Raw genomic sequence first — 24060 nt, 5'->3', positions numbered from 1 at the left:
TTACCAAGTCGTGAATCTACCGGCCCGCTCCGGGGCGCGCCTGCGCAGCGCGGCCATCCGGGCGCACGGCCGTCACCCCGCCCTGTGGGCCCGGCCCGCGGGTCATCCCCCGTGCGCCGGCGAGGAGTTGCCGGCCGTCACTCCGGTGCCCGCTCCGGGTTGCGCAGTTCCGGGACGTTCATGGTGACCAACGCCCGCAGACCTTCCTGGAATTCGGCCGGGTCCAGGCCGCCGAAGAGCGCCTGCTGCACGAAGTAGCCCTGGACCGTGCCGATGAGAGCACGTGCCAGATGGTCCGAGTTGACCTCGGGGTCCACCCAGCCGCGGGCCTGGTACGCCTCGACGAGCACCACCCACTGGCCGCGCAGACCCTGGTACCCGTCCGCGAGGACCCGTGCCACGTCGGGATTGCGCAGCGTCTCGCCCCACACCTGCATCAGCAGCTGCGGCAGTGCGCGCTGGTCGTCGGAGTCGCCCAGTGACTTGCGGAGGCGGGAGAGGACGGTGCCGAAGAGCTCGTCCGGAGTGGGCGGCGGATCCGCGGCGGCGACCGTCGCGTACGCCTCGCGCACGCTCTCCAGCGTCTCGGCGGCGACCGCCGCGACGATCTCCTCCTTGCTGCGGAAGTAGCGGTAGACCGCACCTGCCGAAAGGCCCGCTTCCTTGAGCACGTCCTGCATGGACGTGGCGTGGAAGCCGTTGCTCTTGAAGCAGCGACGGGCACCGTCGAGGATCTGCCGCCGCCGTGCGTCGAGGTGCTCCTGGGAAACGCGGGCCATGCCCGAAGACTAAAACGAACGTTCATTCTTGACAAGCGAGGACGGGAGCGGGACCGTGAGCAAAGTAAAACGAACGATCCTTCTCTTTAGATCGGAAGGGCCACCGCATGCCCGGTTCCTCGCTCCGTCGCCCGCCGGCGCCGCACCCCCGCGCGCTCCTCGCCGTACTCCTCCTCGTCCCGGCGATCGTCGCCCTCGCGCTGTGGGCATTCGCCTGGCCGGCTGCCCGTACGGCACCCCGTGATCTCCCCGTTGGCGTCGCCGGACCGCCGGCCGCCGCCGCATCCGTCGAGCAGAAACTGAGCCGGGACGGTGAGGCGTTCGAGATACACCGGTACGACGACGAGGCGGCTGCCCGCGACGCGATCGAGCGCCGCGAGGTCTACGGCGCGGTCGTGGCGACCCCGAAGGGACCGCACGCCCTGACGGCGAGCGCGGCGAGCCCGGTTGTCGCCCAGGCCCTGCAGCAGGTTGCGGGCGGGCCCTCCGGGGCCGGTACGGCGTCGCGTTCGACGGACGTGGTCGCCGCCCCCGAGGTCGATCCGCGGGGTGCGGCGCTGAGTTCGAGTGTGCTGCCGCTGGCGATCGGCGGGGTGGCGGCGGGCGCCATGGTCGCCGTGCTCGGGCTGCGCGGCACCCGTGCCGTCGTCGCGCTGCTGGGTTCGGCGGCGCTTTCCGGCGCGGTGGCCGCCGCGCTCACGCACAGCTGGCTCGGAGTGCTCACGGGCAACTGGTGGGCGGAGTCGGCCTCGTTCGGACTGTTCTCGCTCGCGGTGAGCGCGAGCGTTGCCGGACTCGGCGCACTGCTGGGGCGGGCGGGAATCGGATCGGGGGCGATGGCGATGGTGCTTTTCGGCAACCCGTTCTCGGGCGTCACCTCCGCCCCTGAGATGCTGCCCGAGCCTCTCGGGACGATCGGCCAGTGGCTGCCGCCGGGCGCCGGCGCGACGCTGCTGCGCTCCGTCGGCTTCTTCGACGGCAGCGCCTCCGACTCCCCCGTGCTGGTGCTCACCGTGTGGGCCGTGGCCGGGCTCACGTTCGTCACCGTCGGCGGACTGCGCAAGCAGACCACCGAGGTGCCTGAGGACTCCTCGCGGACGGGACGTCGGATTCCGACTGCCTGAACAGCGACGCCGCCGCCTCGAGTACGGGCCGTACGCCGCCCGTTGGGGCCACGTGGGCGGCATTCAGCTCCTTGTTCATCCGATGTCCGGACGTACCGGCACCTCCGGCCGCGACTCTCCGTATGCCGCAACCCCGCGTCCGGTGAACGCTCTTGACGGAGCGGTGACGCTCGGATGATTCTCATGTGGACGCAACACCGAGCAGTAACTTCGAACCCCCCACAAACATCGGAGTCCCTGTGATCCGCAAAGAGAAGCGTCGTGTGCTCATCATCGCCTCCGCGAGCACCGCGTTGGCAGCCTCACTCCTCGGGGCAGGCGCCGCTCAGGCGGCCAAGCCCGAGCAGGCCGCGGCACCCGACATATCCGTGGACGCCGTCCAGAAGGACCTCAAGGAACTGCAGTCCGTGGCCGAGGAGAACGGCGGCAACCGCGCTCACGGCGAGCCGGGCTTCAAGGCGTCCATCGACCTCATCAAGAAGAAGCTCGACGACGCCGGATTCAAGACCGACGTCCAGGAGTTCGACCACGGCGGGACGACCGGATACAACCTCATCGCCGACTGGCCGAAGGGCGGCTCCGAGGACAACACGGTGATGGCCGGCTCCCACCTGGACTCGGTGGGCAGCGGCCCCGGAATCAACGACAACGGTTCGGGCTCCGCCGGAATCCTCGAGGTCGCTCTCGCCGTCGCCAAGGAGAAGCTGGAGCCGAAGAAGCACCTGCGCTTCGCCTGGTGGGGTGCTGAGGAAGAGGGCCTGGTCGGCTCGCAGAAGTACGTCAGCAGCCTCTCCGAGGGCGACGTGAAGAAGATCAACACCTACTTGAACTTCGACATGATCGCCTCACCCAACGCGGGCTACTTCGTCTACGACGACGACGCGGCCGTGCAGAAGGTCTTCCAGGACTACTTCAAGTCCAAGGACATCACCACGGCCACATCCCCCGAGGTCAACGGGCGCAGCGACCACGCCTCGTTCGCGGACGCGGGAGTGACCGTCGGCGGCACCTTCACCGGGGCCGGCGAGACGATGACCGAGGAGCAGGCCAAGCAGTGGGACGGCAAGGCGGGTGAGCCGTACGACAAGTGCTACCACTCGGAGTGCGACGACATCTCGAACGTCAACGAGAAGGCGCTCGACCTGAACAGCGACGCCATCGCGCACGCCGTGTGGGAGCTCAGCTCCTAGGCATCGGCGCAGTTCCTTCACAGTGAGCCGAGGCGGGGCCTCGCCCCGCCGGGCTCAACTCTCCCGGCCCGGCCGCCTGTTACCGGTGGCCGGGCCGCGGTGCTGCGCGGCGATTCCGAAGCGCTGCCGTTCGCCTTCAGCGGACGGCACCTCGCGCACCGCCGAGACGGTGCTGATCACGCCCTCTTCGGCCGCCTCGTTGAGCTTCTCGAGTTTTTCCAGGTCAGCAGCCGATACGAGCGCCACCAGCGGCTTGCCGTGCCGCGTGACCACCACACGCTCGCTGCCGTAGACCACACGGTTGATCAGATCCGCGAGGGCCGCGCGTGCTTGCGTCACCGGAATCTCGTACGTCATGCTCCCAGCATAACGTCATGTACGTCCTGTACATTTTTGACGTTCCAGCCCTGACCCAGGGAGAGGTGGCGCATGCCCGACAGACCGTCAGCCCGCTATGTCCTTCCGGAGCTGACCGAGCGCACCAGCGCCGGCATCCGCACGCTCGATCCGTACTCCAAGCTCCTCGACGAGCGGATCGTCTTCCTCGGCACGCAGATCGACGACACGGCCGCGAACGACGTCATGGCCCAGCTCATCCACCTCGAGGCGGCCGCCCCCGACCAGGACATCTCGCTGTACATCAACTCCCCCGGCGGCTCGTTCACGGCGATGTCGGCGGTCTACGACACGATGCGGTACGTCAGCTGTGACATCGAGACCGTGTGCCTGGGACAGGCGGCCTCCTCGGCGTCGGTGCTGCTGGCCGCCGGAACTCCCGGCAAGCGCCTGGCACTTCCCGGCGCGCGCATCGTCATCCATCAGCCGGCCTTCGCCGAGACCGTGCAGGGGCAGGCCGACGATCTGGCCATCCAGGCGAAGGAACTGCTGCGCACACGGGACCTGCTGGAGGAGATGTACGTACGGCACACCGGGCAGAGCCCGGAGACCGTCAGGGCCGATCTCGAGCGCGACAAGATCTTCGATGCCGAAGGTGCCGTGGCGTACGGGCTGATCGACCGTCTCACCGCCAGCCGCAGGACCGGCACCGCCGTCCGTCACACCTCCGAGAGGTGAGAGCCGGTGCTTCCTCCCGAACTGCCGCCGCTGCCCGCGCTGACCGGCGCGGAGTGCCAGATGATCGACGCGTACCTGGAGGTGGTCGATGTCCTCGGCCGCATCAACCCGGCGCGGGGCGAGCACACCTACAGCGGGCTCCGCGCGGCACAGGCACTGGTGGGCAAGGCCGCTGCGCTCCGCGACGCTCTGACATTGATGCACGAGCGTGGCGAGAGCGAACTCCACAGCGCGACCCTGGCAACCGCATTGCGCGTGCTGGACGGTGAGCGGCGCTCCTCACTCGTGGGGCTGCCGCCCGCCCGGCCGCGCGCGGGCGGAGGCCCCGGCTGAAGAACTGACGGAGCGGAGGCGGGCTGAGGGCAGGGGCTTGAGGCGGTCGCCTGCTCAGCGGGCGCCGGCCGGTGCCGTGCCTGCGATGGTGCGGGCCGCCCACTCCAGTTGCTCCTCACTCAGGTCCGCGTGCGCCGTCAGACGCAGCCGGGAGATGCCGTCCGGCACCGACGGCGGCCTGAAGCAGCCGACCTGAAGTCCTGCGGCACGGCATTCCGCTGCCCAGCGCACGGCGTCCTCGGGTGCGGGCGCCCGTACGGAGATCACCGCGGCGTCGGGCCGTCCGGCGCGCAGCCCGGCTTCGGTGAGCCTCTCGTGGAGCAGGATGGCGGCGGCACGCACACGATGGGAGCGCTCCGGCTCGCGGCGCACGACCCGCAGGGCGGCGAGCGCCGCGCCCGCCGCCGCGGGCGCGAGCCCGGTGTCGAAGATGAACGTGCGGGCGGTGTCGACGAGATGGCCGATGACGTGTGCCGGTCCCAGGACCGCTCCGCCCTGGCTGCCGAGGGACTTGGAGAGGGTGACGGTGGCGACCGTACCGGTGGCACCCGCGAGGCCCGCGGCGTGCGGCGCACCACGGCCGCCCTCGCCGAGCACGCCGAGGCCGTGGGCGTCGTCGACGACGAGGGCAGCCCCCTGCGCCCGGCACACCTCCACGAGCGCGGTGAGCGGTGCGGCGTCGCCGTCGACGGAGAAGACTGAGTCGGTGACGGCGAGCGCCTGCCCGCCGTGCCCGTCCAGCACCTTGTGTACCGCCTCGGGGTCGGCATGCGGGACGACGTGGGTCTCGGCGCGGGAGAGGCGGCAGCCGTCGATGAGGGAGGCATGGTTGCCGGCATCCGAGACCAGCAGGCTTCCGGGCGCGGTGAGGGCGGTGATCGCCGCGAGGTTCGCCGCATAGCCCGAGGAGAAGACGAGTGCTGCCTCGAAACCGCAGAACTCGGCCAGCTCCGCCTCGAGTTCGGCGTGCAGGGAAGTCGAGCCGGTGACCAGACGCGAACCGGTGGAGCCGGCTCCCCACGTCTGCGCCGCCGCGGCGGCGGCCCCGGTCACCTCGGGATGGCGGGCCAGGCTCAGATAGTCGTTGCCGGCCAGATCGAGCAGGGGTGAGCCGGCGGGGCGGGGGCGCAGCTCGCGCACCAGCCCCGCACGCTGGCGGGCGCGGCGGGCCCGGACCGTCCACGCGAACGGGTCCTCGCCCGGCGCGGGACGCGCACCGTGACCGGTCCCGTCGGACGCGCCCGACGAGCCGGTGGCGGCACGGAACTCATCGGGCATGGCTCGTCCTCCTGGTGTCCGCCCGGCTCAGTACCGGACCGGGCCCGTCCGCAACAGGAGCAGGGACGGGGCCCGGAAACCGGAACCGGCAACCGGGCACGCGGCGCGCTCTTTTGTCGGCACTCCATAGACGGTAGCCCCTGGGCCGCAGGGCCGTGGTGTGGCGATACACACACCGCCCGCGGGCAGTGTTGTGAGTTCCCCCCTTGGCCTTGAGCGGCGGAATTGCAAGGATCGCCATCATGGACCTGCTGAATGACTTGGTTGAGAAGGGTCTGCGCCGCGAGCTGCCGACACGTGACGAGGCCCGCGCCGTTTTGGAGACCTCCGACGATGAACTGCTGGACGTTGTGGCGGCCGCCGGGAAGGTGCGCCGCCACTGGTTCGGGCGGAGGGTGAAACTCAACTACCTCGTCAACCTCAAGTCCGGCCTGTGCCCGGAGGATTGCTCGTACTGCTCGCAGAGGCTCGGTTCGCAGGCGGAGATCCTCAAGTACACCTGGCTGAAGCCGGACGAGGCGACCTCGGCCGCCGAGGCCGGTCTGCGGGGCGGCGCAAAGCGGGTCTGTCTGGTGGCCAGCGGCCGGGGACCGACGGACCGCGACATCGACCGTGTCTCCAAGACCATCTCCGCCATCAAGGACCAGCACGAGGGCGTCGAGGTATGCGCCTGCCTCGGACTGCTCTCCGACGGCCAGGCCGCCCGCCTGCAGGAGGCCGGCGCCGACGCCTACAACCACAACCTCAACACCTCCGAGGCGACGTACGGGGACATCTGCACCACCCACGACTACTCCGACCGGCAGGAGACGGTGCGTCAGGCGCAGAGCGCCGGCCTCTCGGCCTGTTCCGGGCTGATCGCGGGCATGGGCGAGAGCGACGAGGACCTGGTGGACGTGGTCTTCGCGCTGCGCGAGATGGACCCGGACTCGGTGCCGGTCAACTTCCTCATCCCCTTCGAGGGGACGCCGCTGGCGAGCGAGTGGAATCTGACTCCGCAGCGTGCGCTCCGCATCCTCGCGATGGTGCGGTTCGTGCACCCGGACGCGGAGGTGCGGCTGGCCGGCGGGCGCGAAGTGCATCTGCGCTCGATGCAGCCGCTCGCGCTGCACCTGGCGAACTCCATCTTCCTCGGCGACTACCTGACGAGCGAGGGGCAGGAGGGCCAGTCCGACCTGAACATGATCGCGGACGCGGGATTCGAGGTCGAGGGCGCGGAGACCACCACGCTGCCGGAGCACCGCGAGCAGGCCGGGAAGCGCCCCGAGGAACTGGTCGCCGTGCGCAGGCGGGGAGCCGGCACCACGCTGCCGCCCAATGCCTGAGCGGGCCCGACTTCGCATGGACCTTGACCGCACCTCCCCCGGCCCTCAAGTCCCCCTGGAGCCGGACGAGTTGCTCGACCTGGACCGGCGGCACGTATGGCATCCGTACGGGCCCATGCCCGGCCGTACCGCGCCGCTGGTCGTCGAGTCGGCGGCCGGCGTGCGTCTGCGTCTGGCCGAGGAGTTCTGCGGGCGGCGGGAGCTGGTGGACGGGATGTCCTCATGGTGGTCGGCCGTGCACGGCTACAACCACCCGGTGCTCAACGAGGCGGCGCACACGCAGCTGGAGCGCATGAGCCATGTGATGTTCGGCGGGCTGACGCACGAACCGGCCGTGCGGCTCGCGAAGCGTCTCGTCGACATCGCACCGGAGGGCCTCGAACACGTCTTCCTCGCCGACTCCGGGTCCGTCTCGGTCGAGGTCGCCGTCAAGATGTGCCTGCAGTACTGGCGTTCGCGGGGGCGGGGCGCGAAGCAGCGGCTGATGACGTGGCGGGGCGGATACCACGGCGACACCTGGCAGCCCATGTCGGTCTGCGACCCGGAAGGCGGCATGCACGAGCTGTGGTCGGGGGTGCTCCCACGGCAGGTCTTCGCGGACGCCCCGCCTTCCGGTTTCGAGGCAGCCCCGGACGAGAACTATGTGCGTCACCTCCACGAGACGGTCGGCCGGCACGCGGACGAACTCGCCGCGGTGATCGTGGAGCCCGTCGTGCAGGGAGCAGGGGGCATGCGCTTCCACTCCCCCGCCTACGTGAGGGCGCTGCGTGAGGCGTGCGACGAGCACGACGTGCTGCTCGTACTGGATGAGATCGCCACCGGATTCGGCCGCACCGGCGCCCTGTTCGCCGCGGAGCACGCCGGTGTCACACCGGATGTGATGTGCCTCGGCAAGGCGCTGACCGGCGGCTACCTCACGCTCGCGGCGGCGCTGTGCACCCCGCGGGTGGCCGAGGGGATCTCGCGGGGCGAGGTGCCGGTGCTGGCGCACGGCCCGACCTTCATGGGGAATCCGCTGGCCACCGCCGTCGCCGACGCCTCCGTCGGCCTGCTGCTCGAGGGGGACTGGGCGGGCGAGGTACGTCGCATCGAGAACGGACTGCGGGAGGGACTGGCGCCCGCCGCGGAGCTGCCCGGCGTGACCGATGTGCGGGTGCTCGGCGCCATCGGCGTGCTCCAGCTCGGCCACGACGTCGACATGGCCGCCGCTGCACGGGCGGCCGCGAGCAGCGGCGTGTGGCTGCGGCCGTTCCGCGACATGGTCTACGCGATGCCGCCGTATGTGACGAGCGACGAGGACGTGTCGGCGATCTGCTCGGCGATGCTCGCCGCGGCGTCGGAGGGCTGAGGCGGTGCGCGGCATCACCGTCGTCACCGGGACGGGCACCGAGGTCGGCAAGACCATCGCCACGGCGGCGATGGCCGCGGCGGCCCTGTCACAGGGGCTGTCCGTGGCGGTGCTGAAACCCGCCCAGACGGGCGTGGCCGCGGGCGAGCCCGCTGATGTGGAGCAGGTCCGGCAACTGGCGGGCGAGGAGGTCACCGGGGCCGAACTCGCCCGCTACCCCGAACCGTTGGCGCCCGAGACCGCCGCGCGGCGGTCCGGTCTCGCCTGCGTCGCTCCCGCGCGGATCGCGGAGGCCGCTCGCGGCCTGGCGCAGCGGCACGACCTGGTGCTGGTCGAGGGGGCGGGCGGGCTTCTCGTACGGTACGACGAGGCCGGGTCGACGCTCGCGGACGCGGCCCGGCTGCTGGACGCCGAGGTGGTGGTGGTCGCCGCCGCGGGGCTGGGCACGCTGAACGCCACGGCGCTGACCACGGAGGCCCTGCGCGCCCGCGGGCTGCGCACCCTTGGTGTGGTGATCGGCAGCTTCCCCGCCGAGCCCGACCTGGCGACACGCTGCAACGTCGAGGACCTGCCGACGGCCGCCGGGACCCCTCTGGCCGGTGTGCTGCCCGCCGGTGCGGGAGCGATGAGCTCCGCCGAGTTCCGTGCGGCGGCGCCGAGTTGGCTCACGGGTGCGCTCGGCGGCAGCCGTACGGACACCTGAGAGCCTCTCCTCCGGCCGGAACCCGCTCATACCGATCGGCAGGGCAGAATCAGGGCATCCTGGCCCCGCCGCCCCGACGCGGTCAGGCGCCGACGCCTAAGCCACGGGAAGGAGCGGACATGCCCGCACCGGAGACACACCCGCCACGTGAACGGCCCGTACGCCACCCGCTGTTCGCGCGCTTCTACGAGCGGCTGAGCGAAGCGGCCGACGTACGGGCCGGAGTGAAGGAGCACCGCGAGGAGCTGCTGGCCGGGCTCTCGGGCCGGGTGATCGAGATCGGGGCCGGCAACGGCCTCAACTTCGCCCGCTACCCCGCGAGCGTCACCCAAGTGACTGCCGTGGAACCCGAGCCGCACCTGCGTGCGGCCGCCGACGCGGCGGCACGGAGCGAAGCGGTGCGGGTGCCGGTGCAGGTGGTGGCGGGAACGGCGGACGCACTCCCCGCGGAGGACAGGACGTTCGACGCGGCGGTCTTCTCGCTGGTGCTGTGTTCCCTCCCCGATGTCTCCCGTGCCCTCGCAGAGGTGCTGCGCGTGGTGCGGCCCGGTGGTGAACTGCGCTTCTACGAGCACGGCCGCGCCGAGGGACGTCCTCGCATGGTTCGGTTCCAGCGGGTGCTGGACGGCACGGTGTGGCCCCGGCTCTTCGGCGGCTGTCACACGGGCAGGGACCCGGTCGGGGAGATCACCGCTGCCGGGTTCACGGACGTCTCCTTCCGCCGGCTGCTCGTGCCGAAGGGCGGCCCGGTCTTCCCGTCCTCGTTCCACGTGCTGGGCGGCGCACGGCGACCCTGAATCCCCCGGCCGACCGGGCAGCCGGGCCAGCGTCGCCGACAAGGGAGGGTGGTTCCCGCTGGGTCAGCCCGTCCAGCTGCGCAGTTCGAGGGCGATGTCGCGCACGCCCGCGGAGCCGTCCTTGACGAGCCATGCCAGGTCGCGGATCTTCTCGGGCGAGGCCTGGACGCGCAGTCCGCTCGCGACGAGATAGCCGTAGGCGACGGCGCACGCGAACAGGGCGTTGCCGCGTTCCAGCGCGGGCACGTGGAGCAGAAGCTGCAGCAGCGCGGCCGCCCGGTCCTGCGGCTCGGCGTAGACGGGGCGCTCGAATATTGTCGCTTCGTGCCTGCTGACGGCAGCGACGAGAGCCCCGTAGTCGGTGACACGCGGATCACCAGGGGCCTTCGACTCCGCGACCATCAGAAGCCAGGCGAGGTCGATACGGAGAGTCACGTACGCGGAAGGCCCTCGCTCTCGCGGTGCCCGGGCTCCGGAAACTCCTCGGCGAAGACCGACTCGTAGCTCTTCATGAACTCCGACGCCGCTTCGACGAACGTCTGGCCCGCCTCCCCCGCGTCCCGCTCGACGAGCTCCTCGATGTAGCGGTTCATGCTCACCCCCCGCTCGAGGGCGCGCTCACGCGCCGTGTGTGCGGTCGCTTCGTCCACCCGGACGTTCAGCTGAGTCTTCGACACACCTCAAAGCTAGCACCCATCTGCTAGCAGTGGCCATGGGGCGGAGCACGGGGCCTTGCCCGTCCAGGGCCGATGTCAGTGCCCCGCCCTACAGTTCTGCGTCGTGAGGGACTGCGGGGAAGCTCGTGACCGATGTGGGGGGAGGCAGCGTGAACTGGGCGGGATGGACCGTGGTCGCAATGGTGGCGGTCACGGGTGGATGGATGCTCTTCGACGGGCTCCACGCGCTGGTCACGGGTGATTTCGTGACGCCCAGCAGCGGTACGCACGCCGGCCGGCTGGGCCCCTGGGCGGACCTGGTCTCGGGCATCGGACTCGACCCCAGATCGCTGCTGGTCAAGTGAGTGTTCGTCGGCTACGCGGCGGTTTATCTCGCCTCGGTGGCCGCATTCGCCGCGGGGGCGTCGCAGGCATGGTGGGCGGTGACGCTGCTCGCCGTACTCGGGCTGTGGTACCTGCCGTTCGGGACGGTGGGGAACCTGATCGTGCTGGTGTTGATGCTCATGCCCTCGCTGCGAATACGTGGCTGACGGCCGGGCGGCGAGGAGCGGGGCCGAACCCCGGGTCCGGCAGCATACGCGCCGCTTCCCTGGGAACTCGCCGCCGCTACCGTCCGTCTACGATGAACCACCGCCGTCACTTCCGGACCCGCCTCCCGTGACGCCCGCGCCCCCGCACCGAGCAGGGGCAGCCCTGACCGAAAGGTGTGAGAGTCCGCCCATGGGCGACCCTCCCAACAGCACACAGCACCGTGCCCGGCACGGCGTGACCGCACCCTCCCGCGCCGCATCGCTCGCCGCCTCCCGCCATGCGTTCCCGTCCGCTGCGGAGGCGGCCCGGTGACCGAGGTGCTCTTCCTCCTCGTCGCGCTGCTGCTCGCCCTGGCCTGCGGTGCGTTCGTCGCCGCCGAGTTCTCACTGACGACGGTGGAGCGCGCCGATCTGGAACGTGCCGTGCAGCGGGGAGAGCGCGGCGCGCGAAGCGCCATGGAAGCGGTGCGGTCGCTGACCTTCCAGCTGTCGGGCGCTCAGCTCGGCATCACGGTCACCAACCTCGTCGTCGGCATGCTCGCGGAGCCGTCGATCGCGAAGCTGATCGCCGGACCGCTGAGGGCGGTGGGTGTGCCGTCGTCGGCGGCTCCCTCTGCCGCGCTGGTCCTCGGCACGGCGCTCTCCACGCTCGTGCTGATGGTGGTCGGCGAGCTCGTCCCGAAGAACTGGGCGATCTCCCGGCCGCTGCCCATCGCCAAGGCGGTGGCCACGCCGCAGCGGGTCTTCTCGGCGGTCTTCCGTCCGCTGATCCGGCATCTGAACAACACGGCCAACCGCATCGTGTACAGGATGGGGCTCGAACCCACCGAGGAGCTGGCATCCGCCCGCTCCCCCCGCGAACTCGTCGCGCTCGCCCGCCACTCGGCCAAGGCGGGCGCGCTGGAGCCGGACACCGCCGACCTGTTCGTCAGAACGCTGCACCTGGCGGAGCTGACAGCGGAGAACGTCATGACGCCGCGCGTGCAGGTCACCTCGCTCGATGTGCAGGCGAACGCCGAGGACGTGGCCAACGCCACCCGCGCCACGGGGCTCTCCCGTTTCCCGGTGGTGCGCGGCGGACTCGACACGGTCGTCGGCATCGTACGGATCAAGGACGTGCTGGCCGTGCCGGCCGACGACCGTGCGCGCTACCCGGTGACGGAGCTGATGCGGGAGGCCCTGCTCGTGCCGGAGTCTCTGACGGTGGACCGGCTGCTGGACCGCATGCCGGGCGGGGACCGCAGCATCGCCGTCGTCATCGACGAGTACGGCGGCACGGCGGGCGTCGTCACCCTCGAGGACATCATCGAGGAGGTCGTCGGCGAGGTGCGCGACGAGCACGACCCCCAGGAACCCCCGGACCTCGCCCCCGCGGGCCGCGACCCGGACGGGCGGCGCGTCTTCGACGCGGACGGTGCCACGCGCATCGACCAGTTGGAGGCCATCGGCCTGCGAGCCCCCGAGGGCCCGTACGAGACGCTGGCCGGCCTGGTCGCCACCGAGCTCGGACGGATTCCCGAACGGGGCGATTCACTGGACGTCACCGACTGGCACATCGAGGTCGTCGACGCCCACGGACGCCGTGCCGCCCGCTCCCAGCTGACCGCTCCCCCGGAACCCGAGGAGGAGCACGGGGCCGAGGATGAGGTGGACCGATGACGGCGATCCAGCTGCTGATCGGGCTGCTGACCCTCGTTGCCAACGCCTTCTTCGTGGGCGCGGAGTTCGGGATGATCTCCGTACGGCGCGCGCAGATCGAACCGCTCGCCGAGCAGGGTGACCGGCGGGCGAGCCGGGTCCTGTGGGGGCTGGAGAACGTCTCCGCCCTGCTGGCCGCGGCGCAGCTGGGCATCACGCTGTGCACGCTGGTCCTCGGTGTGGTCGCCGAGCCCGCCATCGAGCATCTGCTGGAGCCCCTCTTCCATCTGATGGGCGTCAGCGAGGGCCTCGCCGGCATCATCTCCTTCGTCATCGCGCTGACGGCGGCGACGTACGCGCACATGCTGCTGGGCGAAATGGTGCCCAAGAACATCGCTCTGGCCGGGCCCGAGCGTGCGGCACTGCTGCTGGGTCCCCCGCTGGTGGCGCTCTCGCGCGCGCTGCGTCCGGTGATCTTCACCGTGAACGCCTTCGCCAACAGCCTGCTGAAGCTGCTGCGCGTGGAGCCGCGGGGCGAGGTCATCTCGACGTTCTCGGACGACGAGCTGGCGCAGATGGTCGCCGACTCCAGCGAGGCGGGCCTGCTCGACGAACGCTCCACCGAGCGGCTGCGTGACGCGCTGGAGCTCGGGCGCCGTCCCGTCGGCGCGATCGCGAAGCCCACCGAGGTCGTGGTCGCCGCCCGGCTGGGAGTGACTCCGGAGGAGCTGGAGCAGCTCGCGGCCAGCTCGGGCTTCTCCCGCTTCCCCGTCGTCGACAGCAAGGGGCGGGCACTGGGATACCTGCACGTCAAGGACGCGCTGGACGCCCTCCCCCGCGACGCGGCCTTCCCCGCCACGGCGATGCGCCCGATCGCCCGGGTCTCCGCGTCGATGCCGCTGGACGACGTGCTGGGAGCGATGCGCTCCAGCAGCACGCACCTCGCCGCGGTGATGGACGACGGCGGGCGCACGGCGGGCGTGGTCACCATGGAGGACGTGCTGCGCGAGCTGGTTCACCGCAGCCCGGAGGAGGAGCCGAACAGCGGCCGAGAGCGGTGAAAAGTGGCCCTGAGCAACCGGATACGATGAACTCCCGTGAGCACCACTCAGGACTCTCCAGACGCCTCCGCGACTCCTGAGGCCCCCGTCATTCGCAGCTTCGTCGCCATCGGTGACTCCTTCACCGAAGGCATGTCCGACCGGCTTCCGGACGGCAGTTACCGCGGCTGGGCGGATCTCCTCGCGAGGCGTCTCGCCATCCACGCCGCGGGCTCGGCACCCGCCCAGGGGGCGCCGGCGGAGGGCGACGGCTTCCGGTACGCGAATCTCGCGGTGCGCGGCAAGCTCATCGGGCAGATCGCCGCGGAACAGGTGGATGCCGCCGCCGCGATGAACGCGGACCTGGTGACGCTCGTCGGCGGCCTCAACGACACGCTGCGCCCCCGGTGCGACATGGGCAGGGTGTGCGGCGTGCTGGAGGAGAGCGTGGGCAAGCTGGCGCCGAGCTGCGGGCAGCTGGTGCTGATGCGCAGTCCCGGACGCGACGGCCCCGGGCTGGAACGCTACCGGGCCCGCATGGAGCACCTGTTCGGCTTCATCGACGAACTGGCCGCACGGCACGGTGCGACCGTCGTCGATCTGTACACCGGCGGGCCGCTGGCCGATCCGCGGCTGTGGGCCGACGACCGGCTGCATCTGACCGACGAGGGCCACCGCCGGGTCGCCGAAGCGGTGTGCCAGCAGCTCGGCCATTCCCCGGTCTCGGACTGGCGCGCACCCCTCGCACCCTCCCCCTCACCGTCGTGGCTGGCCCGGCGCCGAGCCGATGTGCGCTTCACACGCGAGCACCTCGTACCCTGGATCGGACGGCGGCTGACCGGCCGCTCCAGCGGTGACGGCCGCATCCCCAAGCGGCCGGAGCTGGCCGCGCTGGCCTGCGAGGACACCCCGTAGAGGGCGGAAGGACACCCCGTAGAATCGGGTGATGTGACTGACAAGCCCCGCATCCCCGACGTCCTTGCCTCCCGCTACGCCTCCGCCGAGCTGGCCCGTCTGTGGTCCCCAGAGCAGAAGGTGGTGCTGGAGCGGCGGCTGTGGCTGGCGGTGCTGCGGGCCCAGCGCGACCTGGGTGTCGACGTGCCGGAGCAGGCGGTCGCCGACTACGAGCGAGCGGCGGAGAACGTCGACCTGGCGTCCATCGCCGCACGGGAGCGGGTCACCCGGCACGATGTGAAGGCCCGCATCGAGGAGTTCAACGCGCTGGCCGGGCACGAGCACGTGCACAAGGGCATGACCTCCCGGGACCTGACGGAAAACGTCGAGCAGCTGCAGATCCGGCTGTCTCTGGAGCTTGCCCGGGACCGCACCGTGGGGCTGCTGGCGCGGCTGGGCCGGCTGGCCGGGGAGCACGCTGAACTGGTCGTCGCCGGACGTTCTCACAACGTGGCCGCACAGGCCACCACCCTCGGAAAGCGCTTCGCCACCGCCGCGGACGAACTCCTCGTCGCCTACGGGCGGTTGACGGAACTGATCGCGCGCTACCCGCTGCGCGGCGTCAAGGGTCCGGTCGGCACCTCGCAGGACATGCTGGACCTGCTCGGCGGGGACGAGCAGAAGCTCGCCGAACTGGAGCACAGGGTCGCTTCCCACCTCGGCTTCGCGCACACCCTCACGTCCGTCGGGCAGGTCTACCCCCGCTCCCTCGACCACGACGCGGTGACGGCCCTGGTCCAGCTGGCCGCGGCACCCTCGTCGCTGGCGAAGACGATCCGGCTGATGGCGGGCCAGGAGCTCGTCACGGAGGGCTTCAAGGAGGGGCAGGTCGGCTCCTCCGCCATGCCGCACAAGATGAACACCCGTTCCTGCGAGCGCGTCAACGGCCTGATGGTCGTCCTGCGCGGGTACGCCTCGATGACCGGCGAGCTGGCCGGCGACCAGTGGAACGAGGGCGACGTCTCCTGCTCCGTGGTGCGCCGCGTCGCTCTGCCCGACGCCTTCTTCGCCCTCGACGGGCTGATGGAGACCTTCCTGACGGTTCTTGAGGAGTTCGGTACCTTCCCGGCAGTCGTGGAACGCGAACTCGACCGCTACCTCCCCTTCCTGGCGACCACGAAGGTGCTGATGGCGTCCGTACGGGCAGGAGTCGGCCGGGAGACCGCGCACGAGGTCATCAAGGAGCACGCGGTGGCTTCGGCGCTGGCGCTGCGGGCCGGGGCGGAGCGCAACGAGCTGCTGGACCGGCTCGCCGAGGACCGGCGAATCCCCCTCGGACAGGGCGAGTTGAGCGCCCTGATGGACGACCGGCTCGCCTTCACCGGCGCCGCCGCGGGCCAGGTCGGCGCTGTGGTCGCCCGTATCGAGGAGATCACGAAGGAACATCCGGAGGCCGCCGCCTACACCCCGGGGGCGATCCTCTGACGCGGCGCGCACCCCGTCCCGGCCGGGAGGAGCTGGAGGCCGCCCGCGACAAGCTGGTCCCGGACGTAGCGGCGGAAGGGCTTCGAGTGCTCTTCTGCGGCATCAACCCGGGTCTGATGTCGGCGGCCACGGGTCACCACTTCGCCCGTCCCGGCAACAGATTCTGGCCCGTCCTGCATGCATCAGGGTTCACACCGCGCCTGCTGCGGCCGGACGAGGAGCGCGAACTGCTCACGTACGGGCTGGGCATCACCAACGTCGTGGAGCGGGCCAGCGCGCAGGCCGGCGAGCTGAGCGCCGAGGAGTACCGGGAGGGCGGCAGACAGCTCGCCCGCAAGGTCGCGCGGCTGAGGCCCAAGTGGCTGGCCGTGGTGGGAGTTACGGCCTACCGCACGGCCTTCGGCGAGCGTGCGGCCCAGATCGGCCCGCAGGAACGGATGATCGGCGGCGCCCGGGTGTGGGTGCTGCCCAACCCCAGCGGGCTGAACGCACATTGGACGCCGACGGCCATGGCCGAGGAGTTCTCCCGGCTGCGGAAAGCCGCCCTGGCGCAGGAGGCCGCGGAACCCGAACAGGGCGGCTAGGGAGGGTCGTTGACGGTGACGGCGGCGATCAGCTGGAAGGGAAGCACCGGACCCAGCTGCGAGACGCCCACGGCGACCCACCGGCCCTCCGCCCGCCACAGCTCCAGATACGGGACTCCCCCGCTCAGCCCCTGCCAGGGCTCCGCTATCTCCTCTCCCTCGGTGCTGCGCATCAGGGCGCTGCTCAGGCTGAAGACCTGCGGCTCGCCCCATCGTCCGGTGAGCAGCACGCTCAACGCCCCGCACTCCGCCTCGTACTGCTCCCCTGCGACGAGCCGGGCCGAGCCGTCGTCCTCCCAGAACTCCTCGCTCGTCGCCAGCTCGGCCAGGTGGTAGCCCGGGCCGCTGACCACTCCGGCCCGCCGGCCCCGCTGCTCCGGGAAGGGGCGGGCACGTAACAGGTCGATGGTGGCGAGGTGTTGTGCGAGGTCGTTCATTCCCCCAGTAAACCGCCACCGACCGACATCCGGGCAGGTCTCACCTCGCCGGACTGCCGCTTCGCCCGAGTCCGGCCGCACCGGGGCGAGATATCCGTACTCGCGGTAACTGCGGCTTCCGGATACCATCCGGCTCAGGGCGGAGGCAAGGAGGCGGACTTGGCGCGGCTCTCCGGCAGAGATCCCTCTCTGCTGCGACGGATCAACTCGACCGCTGTACTGCGCGTGCTGCGCACGGAGTTCGGCGGATCCCCGCTGACTCTCACGGACCTGGCGAACGCCACGGAGCTGTCGCGTCCCACCGTGGAGGGCGTGATCGAAGGGCTCGTCGGCGCGGGGCTCGCGGCCGAGGCGGAGGAGAATGCCTGCGGCACGCAGCACGCCGCGCGGCGCGGGCGTCCCGCGAGGCGTTTCCGCTTCAAGGCCGAGGCGGGGCACGCCATCGGGGTCGAGATCGGCGTGCACCGGATCGCCGCCGTACTCTCCGACCTGACCGGCGAGATCGCCGGTACGGTCACCCACGAGGTCGACGAGGACGCCCCCGCCGCCGAGCGGCTGATGCAGGCGCACAACACCGTCTCCGAGCTCATCAGCACGAGCGGGACGGGATGCGAATCGCTGCGCGCGGTCGGTGTGGGCACCCCGGGAATCGTCGAGGCCGACGGCACCGTGCGGCTGGGCACGGCACTGCCCGGCTGGACCGGCCTGGCGCTCGGCGAAAGGCTCCGGGAGACGGCCTTCGGCTGCCCGGTCATCGTGGAGAACGACGCCAACGCCGCTGTCGTGGCGGAGCGTTGGCAGGGCGCGGCGAAGGGCGCCGAGGACGTCGTGATGGTGCTCGTCGGGCTGAGTCCGGGGGCCGGCTCGCTGATCGGCGGGCGTCTGCACCGCGGGTTCGGCGGGGCCGCCGGCGAGATCGGCGCGCTGCATCTGCTGGGCCGTGAGGCGACTCCGGAGCGGCTGCTGTCGACCACGGGCGAACCACTGCACCCCCTGGACGAGGCGGCCGTAGCCAAGGTATTCGCCCTGGCACGCGCCGGCGACGAGCAGGCGGAGCGAGCCATGGAGCGGTTCGTCCAACGGCTCGTCCACGACGTTGCGGCGCTGGTGCTCGCCCTCGACCCGGAACTGGTGGTCATCGGGGGCTGGGCCTCAGGGCTTGACGACGTACTGGGGCCGCTGCGCGCCGAGTTGGAGCGCTACTGCCTGCGGCCGCCGCGTGTCGCCCTGTCGGTGCTGGGCGAGGCGGCCGTCGCCACGGGCGCACTGCGGCTCGCTCTCGACAAGGTCGAGAGCGAGCTCTTCAGCGTCAGCGGTGGCTGAGACGTCCCGCGGTCGCGGCGCGGTGGCGCCGCGGCGCAGCCTCCGGCGCCGGGCCCTCCGGGGCCGGCACGACCGGCTCGCGCACCTTCTCGCCGAAGGTGAGGCGGCAGGTGTCGGCGCGGTAGGTGGAGACCGAGACGGCGGCGGTGACGCCCTGTGAGACGTAGCGGGTGGTGACGACCAGCACGGGAGCGCCGGGCAGCCGGTCGAGCTGACGGGCGTCGTCGGCGCGCACGGAGCCGAGTTCCACGGTGCGCTCCTGGCCGTCCAGTTCGAGGCGATGCAGTTCGCGCAGCACGGCTCGGCCGCGCGCGGTACCCCCGGTCGAGTCCATGGCCGGCAGCCCGGGCACCGAGGAGTGCGGGACATAGAGCAGTTCGGTCGCCACAGGCTGACCGTGCGTCATGCGGGTACGCCGCACCGAGTGCACGGGTTCGTCCGCGTCGCGGCCCAGAAGCGCGGCCACGGCGGCGGGCGCGGTCGTCTCCTCGCTCTCGCCGGTCTGCCACGCGTCATCCGGAGCACCGGGCCAGCCCTGCTCACCGGGGCCGACGTCCACGCCGAAGCGGGGCGGCGCGACGGTGGTGCCGACGCCACGGCGGCGCTGCAGGCGGCCTTCGAGTTCGAGCTGTTCCAGGGCCTGACGGAGGGTGGCGCGCGCGACGCCGAAGCGTGCGGCCAGTTCGCGCTCGTTGGGAAGGATCTCGCCGACCTCGAACTCGGAGTCCAGCGCGTCCGACAGCACGGTCTTCAAGTGCCAGTACTTCGGCTCCGGCACCGCGTCCAGCTGAGTGGTCCCCACTGTGGATCCGCCTTCCCCTGCATCCGCCGGCCCGTGCGGAACGGGCTTTATTCGAGCTTGTTTTTTAAAGGTCCTTGCGTATGGCCGACCTTAGGGCGAGGCCGGGACCTTGGTCAAGACCAATCAGGCAGCGACGGCGACTGTTCAGCGGTCACGGCGAGTGAGATGATCGATCATCGTTCGCCGAGACCTCTGGAGTGGAGGACCCATGGCAGGACAGCATCGGATCACGGTCGTCACCGGCGGCAGCCGCGGCATCGGCTCCGCCGTCGCCGTGCGCCTGGCGCGTGCCGGCCACGACATCGCCATCGGGTACGAGCGCTCCCGTGAAGCCGCCGAGGACACCGCACGCGCCGTACGCGCCCATGGCGTACGGGCAGTACCCGTACAGCTGGACACCAGTGTCGAGGAGGACGTGGACCGGCTCTTCGACACGGCACGCGATGAACTCGGGCCAGTCACCGGGCTGGTGAACAACGCCGGGGTGACCGGGCCCCTGGGACGCTTCACCGAGACACCCACGGACGTGATGCGCCGTGTGCTCGACGTGAACGTGCTGGGAGCGCTGCTGTGCGCACGTCGCGCCCTGCTGGAGATGTCGACGGCCCACGGCGGTGGCGGCGGCTGCGTCGTGAACATCTCCTCCGGGGCCGCGACGCTGGGCGCGCCGGGCGAGTACGTGCACTACGCCGCCTCCAAGGCCGCCGTCGACGCGATGACGGTCGGCCTCGCCAAGGAGTTCGGGCCGGAGGGTGTGCGGGTCAACTCCGTGCAGCCCGGGGCCGTCGTCACCGACATGCACGCGGCCATGGGCGACCCGGACCGCCCGTGGAAGAAGGCACCGGCGATCCCGCTGGGACGGCCGGGAGAGCCCGACGAGATCGCGGCCGCGGTGGCCTGGCTTCTCTCGGACGAGGCGTCGTTCACGAACGGCGCGGTGCTGAGGGTGACCGGCGGGGCCTGAGGCGCGGACCACTCACCGCATGCGGTCCGAGCCCCTCACCGTGCCTGGAGGTGCGCCAGCTTGTCGGGGTTGGCGACCAGGTAGATGCTCTGGATGACGCCGTCCGCCACGTCCACGAGCATCACGGCGGACGGCTTGCCGCCGATCGAACCGACGAGGGCCGCCCCGCCGTTGATCTCCGCGAACTCGAACTCCAGGTCTGCGACGCCTTGTTGGGCGATGGCGGCCATGAAGCGGCCCACCTTGTCGGCCGAGGTGATCGTCCGCTTCGGCGCCTTGACCTTGCCGCCCCCGTCGCCGACGAAACGCGCGTCCGGAGCGAGCATCTCGAGCAGCCCGTCCAGGTCCCCCCTGGTGGCCGCGTCGAGGAACCTCTGGGTCAGCTCGCGCTGCTGCACGGGGTCGACCTCGTAGCGGGGCGTGCGCTCGGCCACATGGCTGCGGGCGCGGGCGGCGAGCTGCCGCACGGCGGCCGGGCTGCGGTCGAGGACGGCGGCGATCTCCTCGTGCGGGAAGCCGAACGCCTCGCGGAGCACGAACACGGCGCGCTCCAGCGGCGAGAGGGATTCCAGCACGACCAGGACGGCGACGGAGACGGACTCGGTCAGCACGACGCGGTCCGCGCCGTCGGGAACCGCCTCTGCACGGACGTCGGTGAGGAGCGGCTCGGGAAGCCACGGTCCGACGTAGGTCTCGCGGCGTGACTGCGCCGAGCGAAGCCGGTCCAGGGCGAGCCGCGTGGCGGCGCGTACGAGGAACGCGCGGGGCTGCCGTACCTCCGCGCGGTCGGCCGAGGCCCAGCGCAGCCAGGTGTCCTGGACGACGTCCTCCGCGTCGGCGACGCGTCCCAGCATGCGGTAGGCGACCCCCAGCAGGACCGGCCGGTGCTCCTCGAAGACCGCGGTCCCGTCGCTCTCTTCGACGTCCACGGGCCCATGATGTCACCCCCACCCGGCACGGTTGTGCGCACCCGTGCCCGGCCGCGCCGGGTGCGTACGCAGCTGGAGGGTTCCCCGACGGGGCAGTTGCTGACATTGTGTCTACGTACTGGTGTCCCCCTCCGCAGGGAGGCGTCCGGTGCCCGACGTATGAGAACCGACGAGGAGTGGACCATGACAGCCGTCGCCTCCCCCCATGCGCCCGTGCCCGTCACCGAGTCCTTCGTGCACGTCTCCCCCGACGGGCGGCCGGACTTCGACCTCGCCTACGAGCGCCGCGGAAGCGGCGAGCCGGTCGTGCTGCTGCACGGCATCGGGCACCACTGGCAGGCATGGGAGCCGGTCCTGAGCGTCCTGGCCGCCTCCTGCGAGGTGATCGCCGTCGATCTGCCGGGCTTCGGCGCCTCACCGCAGCTTCCGGACGGTGTCTCCTACGAACTGGACAGCGTCATACCGCTGTTGAACGACGCGTTCTCCGCGCTGGGCCTGGAGCGACCGCATGTCGTGGGCAATTCACTGGGAGGTCTGCTCGCCCTGGAGCTGGCGCTGCACGGACACGCCCGTTCGGTGACGGCCCTCTCCCCCGCCGGGTTCTGGAACGGCTGGGAGCGGCGCTACGCCTATGCCGTACTGATGGGGATGCGGGTCGGCGCCAAGGGGATCCCCGACGGCATGCTGCGGGGTATGGCCCGCAGTGCCGTCGGCCGCGCGGCGCTCACCAGCACCATCTACGCCCGTCCGGGACGCCGTTCCCCCGAGGCCGTGGTGGCCGAGACGCGCTCGATGCGTGCGGCCACCGGGTTCGCCCCGACGCTCGAGGTCGGGCGGAGCCCGGATGTGATCTTCGACCAGGACATCCCCGGCCTTCCCGTCACGATCGGCTGGGGCGACAAGGACCGGCTGCTGCTGCGCCGTCAGGCCAGGAGGGCGAAGAAGGCGATACCGGGGGCACGTCTCGTACCGCTGCCCGGCTGCGGTCACGTGCCGATGAACGACGACCCGGCCCTCGTTGCCAGCCTTGTGCTGCAGACGGTACGGGCCACGGCCTGAGGCGGATCACCACACAGCGGGGAGACTCTCGGCAGTGCGACGCGGGACCCGGCGGGTGCCGGGTCCCGCGTCTGCTCAGGGCCTGTGGTCCGCGGGCACCTCTTCCCCGGCGGGCACCGGGCCCGGCGGAGTGCCGTCGCCGAACGGCCGGCCGCCCAGCTGGTCGCGGTGGTGCGGGGTCAGCCAGCCCGCAAGATCCGGTCCGGCCGGGACGATGCCCGTCGGATTGATGCCTGTGTGCACCCCGTAGTAGTGCCGCTTGATGTGGTCGAAGTCGACCGTGTCGCCGAAACCGGGGGTCTGGTACAGGTCACGGGCGTACGCCCACAGCACCGGATCCTCGGAGATCTTGGAGCGGTTGCACTTGAAGTGGCCGTGGTAGACGGCGTCGAAGCGTACGAGAGTGACGAAGAGACGGATGTCGGCCTCGGTAATGGTCTCCCCGACCAGGTAGCGGCGGCCGGCCAGCCGTTCGGAGAGCAGGTCCAGGCGGCGGAAGACGTCGCCGTACGCCCTCTCGTGCTCCTCCTGCCCGGTCGCGAAGCCGGACCGGTAGACGCCGTTGTTGAGGTCCTCGTAGACGCCCTCCATCACCTCGTCGATCTCGTCGCGCAGCTTCTCCGGGTACAGTTCCGGGGCACCCGGGCGGTGCAGACCGGTCCACTCCGTGGCCAGGTCCAAAGTCAGCTGCTGGTAGTCGTTGGTGACCAGCCGGCCGCTGGGGACGTCGACGATCGCGGGGACGCTCACGCCGCCCGGGTACTCGCTCTCGCGGGCGTCGTAGGCCTCGTGCAGGAAGCGGATGCCGAGCACCGGGTCCTTGCCCCCCGGGTCGAGGGTGAAGCGCCAACTGCGGTCGTCCTGAAGGGGATCGGTGATGGCGAGCGACAGCGCTCCCTCAAGTCCCAGCAGTCGCCGCGAGATCGCCGCCCGGCTCGCCCACGGGCAGGCTCGGCTGATGACGAGGCGGTAGCGGTCCGCCTCGACGGGCCAGCCGTCCGCGCCGTCGGCGGTGATCCGGTCCGTGAAGTGGCTCCTGGACCGCTTGAAGGTCTTGCGTCCCAACGCGGCGTTGCCCGATGCGGTGCTGTCCGCCGTGTCGCTCGCTGTGCCCCCCTGCCCGGTTCTGCCCTGCTCCGTGCTGCCGGTCGCGTCGACGTCGCGGCTCAATGTGCGTTCCTTCCCTGTGGGTCTCGGATGATCCCCTACCCCCCTTCCGGGCAGGTCCACCGCCGGGAGCCGGGACGTGACGGAAACGCCGGGCACGAACCCGGCGCCGACCGCACGCGCGAACCTCAGCCGCCGCCTTCCGGTGCCCAGTCCCGAGTCGAGAGCACCAGGCGGTAGCCGTCGGGATCCTGAACGGTCACGCCCCATCGGTCCCAGTACGGATTGCGGGCGGGAACGCGCGTCCCGCCGCATCGCTCCAGCCGCTCGACGAGGCTGTCGGGTACGGGCCCGTCCAGATAGATCACCAGCAGATCCTCGTCGGTGGGCCGCGGAGTCACAGGAGCCCGCGGGTCGAGAGCCAGCTCCAGGTGCCAGCCGGCGTCCCGCCACCCGATCATCAGCAGCGCGTACGGCTCGTCGTCATCGCTCCCGTCGTCGTCGGCGTCCCCTCCGCCGGGCGGCGCTTCCGTGCGGAAGAGGACGTCCATGCCCAGCCCCTCGGTCCAGAAGTGCTCGGCCGCCGTCAGGTCCCTCGACGGCCGTGCGATGCGGATGTGGTGACGGCCGTACACGGCGG

28 protein-coding genes are annotated in these 24060 nt (G+C 71.2%); 18 read left to right on the top strand and 10 right to left on the bottom strand.

The features are described 5' to 3' along the window. Positions 1-137: 137 nt before the first annotated feature. The gene (locus tag G4Z16_RS31150; protein ID WP_197353896.1) at positions 138-779 is read right to left on the bottom strand and encodes a TetR/AcrR family transcriptional regulator; all 642 of its coding nucleotides are present in this window, start codon (positions 777-779) and stop codon (positions 138-140) included. A 107-nt stretch (positions 780-886) separates the two neighbouring features. On the opposite strand from G4Z16_RS31150, the gene G4Z16_RS31145 reads away from it, so the two are divergent. Then, positions 887-1903, top strand: coding sequence for an ABC transporter permease (locus G4Z16_RS31145; RefSeq protein WP_197353895.1), 1017 nt, complete (start codon positions 887-889; stop codon positions 1901-1903). 239 nt (positions 1904-2142) lie between these two features. Next, entirely contained in the window at positions 2143-3093 is a 951-nt protein-coding gene (locus G4Z16_RS31140) for a M28 family metallopeptidase (RefSeq protein WP_246531163.1), read from the top strand. 54 nt (positions 3094-3147) lie between these two features. On the opposite strand, the gene G4Z16_RS31135 is transcribed toward G4Z16_RS31140, so the two are convergent. Continuing rightward, the gene (locus G4Z16_RS31135) at positions 3148-3450 is read right to left on the bottom strand and encodes a type II toxin-antitoxin system Phd/YefM family antitoxin (protein ID WP_197353894.1); all 303 of its coding nucleotides are present in this window, start codon (positions 3448-3450) and stop codon (positions 3148-3150) included. 72 nt (positions 3451-3522) lie between these two features. On the opposite strand from G4Z16_RS31135, the gene G4Z16_RS31130 reads away from it, so the two are divergent. Together G4Z16_RS31130 and G4Z16_RS31125 are read left to right on the top strand one after the other, a co-directional pair. Next, positions 3523-4167, top strand: a complete 645-nt coding sequence (locus G4Z16_RS31130) for an ATP-dependent Clp protease proteolytic subunit (RefSeq protein WP_197353893.1) — start codon at positions 3523-3525, stop codon at positions 4165-4167. Positions 4168-4173: 6 nt separating this feature from the next. Beyond that, positions 4174-4500: a hypothetical protein gene (locus G4Z16_RS31125; RefSeq protein ID WP_197353892.1), complete on the top strand. Its 327-nt coding sequence runs from the start codon at positions 4174-4176 to the stop codon at positions 4498-4500. A 54-nt stretch (positions 4501-4554) separates the two neighbouring features. Here G4Z16_RS31125 and G4Z16_RS31120 read toward each other — a convergent pair whose 3' ends face one another. After that, on the bottom strand, positions 4555-5778 hold the full coding sequence (locus G4Z16_RS31120; RefSeq protein ID WP_197353891.1) for an 8-amino-7-oxononanoate synthase: 1224 nt from the start codon (positions 5776-5778) through the stop codon (positions 4555-4557). Between the two features lie 242 nt (positions 5779-6020). Between G4Z16_RS31120 and bioB the strand changes: the two genes are divergently transcribed. From bioB to G4Z16_RS31100, 4 genes are all read left to right on the top strand, one after another. After that, positions 6021-7103: a biotin synthase BioB gene (gene bioB, locus G4Z16_RS31115; RefSeq protein ID WP_197353890.1), complete on the top strand. Its 1083-nt coding sequence runs from the start codon at positions 6021-6023 to the stop codon at positions 7101-7103. 16 nt (positions 7104-7119) lie between these two features. Next, positions 7120-8451, top strand: a complete 1332-nt coding sequence (locus G4Z16_RS31110; protein WP_197355040.1) for an adenosylmethionine--8-amino-7-oxononanoate transaminase — start codon at positions 7120-7122, stop codon at positions 8449-8451. A 4-nt stretch (positions 8452-8455) separates the two neighbouring features. Beyond that, positions 8456-9154, top strand: a complete 699-nt coding sequence (bioD, locus tag G4Z16_RS31105; RefSeq protein WP_197353889.1) for a dethiobiotin synthase — start codon at positions 8456-8458, stop codon at positions 9152-9154. A gap of 119 nt (positions 9155-9273) precedes the next feature. Then, positions 9274-9951, top strand: a complete 678-nt coding sequence (locus G4Z16_RS31100; protein WP_197353888.1) for a class I SAM-dependent methyltransferase — start codon at positions 9274-9276, stop codon at positions 9949-9951. Positions 9952-10014: 63 nt separating this feature from the next. Here the strand turns inward: G4Z16_RS31100 and G4Z16_RS31095 are convergent, their stop codons facing one another. Together G4Z16_RS31095 and G4Z16_RS31090 are read right to left on the bottom strand one after the other, a co-directional pair. Then, complete coding sequence (locus tag G4Z16_RS31095) at positions 10015-10386, bottom strand: fic family toxin-antitoxin system, toxin component (protein ID WP_197353887.1); 372 nt, start codon at positions 10384-10386, stop codon at positions 10015-10017. Then, positions 10383-10628: a toxin-antitoxin system HicB family antitoxin gene (locus G4Z16_RS31090; RefSeq protein ID WP_028437302.1), complete on the bottom strand. Its 246-nt coding sequence runs from the start codon at positions 10626-10628 to the stop codon at positions 10383-10385. The genes G4Z16_RS31095 and G4Z16_RS31090 overlap by 4 nt, the downstream gene beginning before the upstream one ends. 149 nt (positions 10629-10777) lie before the next feature. Here G4Z16_RS31090 and G4Z16_RS31085 point away from each other — a divergent pair, with 149 nt between their 5' ends. The 7 genes from G4Z16_RS31085 to mug all read left to right on the top strand — a co-directional run bounded on the left by G4Z16_RS31085 (position 10778) and on the right by mug (position 16799). Then, positions 10778-10972 (top strand): hypothetical protein, encoded by a 195-nt coding sequence (locus tag G4Z16_RS31085; RefSeq protein ID WP_197353886.1) that lies wholly within the window; start codon positions 10778-10780, stop codon positions 10970-10972. Positions 10973-11008: 36 nt separating this feature from the next. Beyond that, positions 11009-11158: a hypothetical protein gene (locus tag G4Z16_RS31080; protein ID WP_197353885.1), complete on the top strand. Its 150-nt coding sequence runs from the start codon at positions 11009-11011 to the stop codon at positions 11156-11158. Positions 11159-11467: 309 nt separating this feature from the next. Next, positions 11468-12817 carry a hemolysin family protein gene (locus G4Z16_RS31075; RefSeq protein WP_197353884.1) on the top strand — a complete coding sequence of 450 codons (1350 nt, stop codon included), beginning with the start codon at positions 11468-11470 and terminating at the stop codon, positions 12815-12817. Then, positions 12814-13857 carry a hemolysin family protein gene (locus G4Z16_RS31070; RefSeq protein ID WP_197353883.1) on the top strand — a complete coding sequence of 348 codons (1044 nt, stop codon included), beginning with the start codon at positions 12814-12816 and terminating at the stop codon, positions 13855-13857. The genes G4Z16_RS31075 and G4Z16_RS31070 overlap by 4 nt, the downstream gene beginning before the upstream one ends. 36 nt (positions 13858-13893) lie before the next feature. Beyond that, the gene (locus G4Z16_RS31065; RefSeq protein ID WP_197353882.1) at positions 13894-14751 is read left to right on the top strand and encodes an SGNH/GDSL hydrolase family protein; all 858 of its coding nucleotides are present in this window, start codon (positions 13894-13896) and stop codon (positions 14749-14751) included. Positions 14752-14784: 33 nt separating this feature from the next. Continuing rightward, positions 14785-16215, top strand: a complete 1431-nt coding sequence (gene purB / locus G4Z16_RS31060; protein ID WP_197353881.1) for an adenylosuccinate lyase — start codon at positions 14785-14787, stop codon at positions 16213-16215. Further along, positions 16212-16799: a G/U mismatch-specific DNA glycosylase gene (mug, locus tag G4Z16_RS31055; RefSeq protein ID WP_197355039.1), complete on the top strand. Its 588-nt coding sequence runs from the start codon at positions 16212-16214 to the stop codon at positions 16797-16799. The genes purB and mug overlap by 4 nt, the downstream gene beginning before the upstream one ends. Here mug and G4Z16_RS31050 read toward each other — a convergent pair. Next, on the bottom strand, positions 16796-17236 hold the full coding sequence (locus G4Z16_RS31050; protein ID WP_197353880.1) for a hypothetical protein: 441 nt from the start codon (positions 17234-17236) through the stop codon (positions 16796-16798). The two genes, mug and G4Z16_RS31050, sit on opposite strands and share 4 nt — an antisense overlap. A gap of 159 nt (positions 17237-17395) precedes the next feature. On the opposite strand from G4Z16_RS31050, the gene G4Z16_RS31045 reads away from it, so the two are divergent. Next, positions 17396-18559 carry an ROK family protein gene (locus G4Z16_RS31045; protein ID WP_197353879.1) on the top strand — a complete coding sequence of 388 codons (1164 nt, stop codon included), beginning with the start codon at positions 17396-17398 and terminating at the stop codon, positions 18557-18559. Here G4Z16_RS31045 and G4Z16_RS31040 read toward each other — a convergent pair. Continuing rightward, positions 18546-19361 carry a GntR family transcriptional regulator gene (locus G4Z16_RS31040; RefSeq protein ID WP_197353878.1) on the bottom strand — a complete coding sequence of 272 codons (816 nt, stop codon included), beginning with the start codon at positions 19359-19361 and terminating at the stop codon, positions 18546-18548. The two genes, G4Z16_RS31045 and G4Z16_RS31040, sit on opposite strands and share 14 nt — an antisense overlap. A 208-nt stretch (positions 19362-19569) precedes the next feature. Between G4Z16_RS31040 and G4Z16_RS31035 the strand changes: the two genes are divergently transcribed. Then, positions 19570-20325: an SDR family oxidoreductase gene (locus G4Z16_RS31035; RefSeq protein WP_197353877.1), complete on the top strand. Its 756-nt coding sequence runs from the start codon at positions 19570-19572 to the stop codon at positions 20323-20325. 35 nt (positions 20326-20360) lie between these two features. Here the strand turns inward: G4Z16_RS31035 and G4Z16_RS31030 are convergent, their stop codons facing one another. Next, on the bottom strand, positions 20361-21254 hold the full coding sequence (locus G4Z16_RS31030) for an RNA polymerase sigma-70 factor (RefSeq protein ID WP_197353876.1): 894 nt from the start codon (positions 21252-21254) through the stop codon (positions 20361-20363). A gap of 183 nt (positions 21255-21437) precedes the next feature. On the opposite strand from G4Z16_RS31030, the gene G4Z16_RS31025 reads away from it, so the two are divergent. Next, a complete protein-coding gene (locus G4Z16_RS31025) occupies positions 21438-22313 on the top strand; it encodes an alpha/beta fold hydrolase (protein ID WP_197353875.1) in 876 nt (291 codons plus the stop codon). A 75-nt stretch (positions 22314-22388) separates the two neighbouring features. Here G4Z16_RS31025 and G4Z16_RS31020 read toward each other — a convergent pair whose 3' ends face one another. Together G4Z16_RS31020 and G4Z16_RS31015 are read right to left on the bottom strand one after the other, a co-directional pair. Further along, on the bottom strand, positions 22389-23378 hold the full coding sequence (locus G4Z16_RS31020; RefSeq protein WP_246531405.1) for a glutathione S-transferase family protein: 990 nt from the start codon (positions 23376-23378) through the stop codon (positions 22389-22391). Positions 23379-23608: 230 nt separating this feature from the next. Continuing rightward, positions 23609-24055 (bottom strand): VOC family protein, encoded by a 447-nt coding sequence (locus tag G4Z16_RS31015; RefSeq protein WP_197353873.1) that lies wholly within the window; start codon positions 24053-24055, stop codon positions 23609-23611. Positions 24056-24060: the final 5 nt, after the last annotated feature.

This window comes from Streptomyces bathyalis, from assembly GCF_015910445.1.
Taxonomy (GTDB): domain Bacteria; phylum Actinomycetota; class Actinomycetes; order Streptomycetales; family Streptomycetaceae; genus Streptomyces; species Streptomyces bathyalis.
This window is presented reverse-complemented; position numbering and strand designations above follow the sequence as displayed.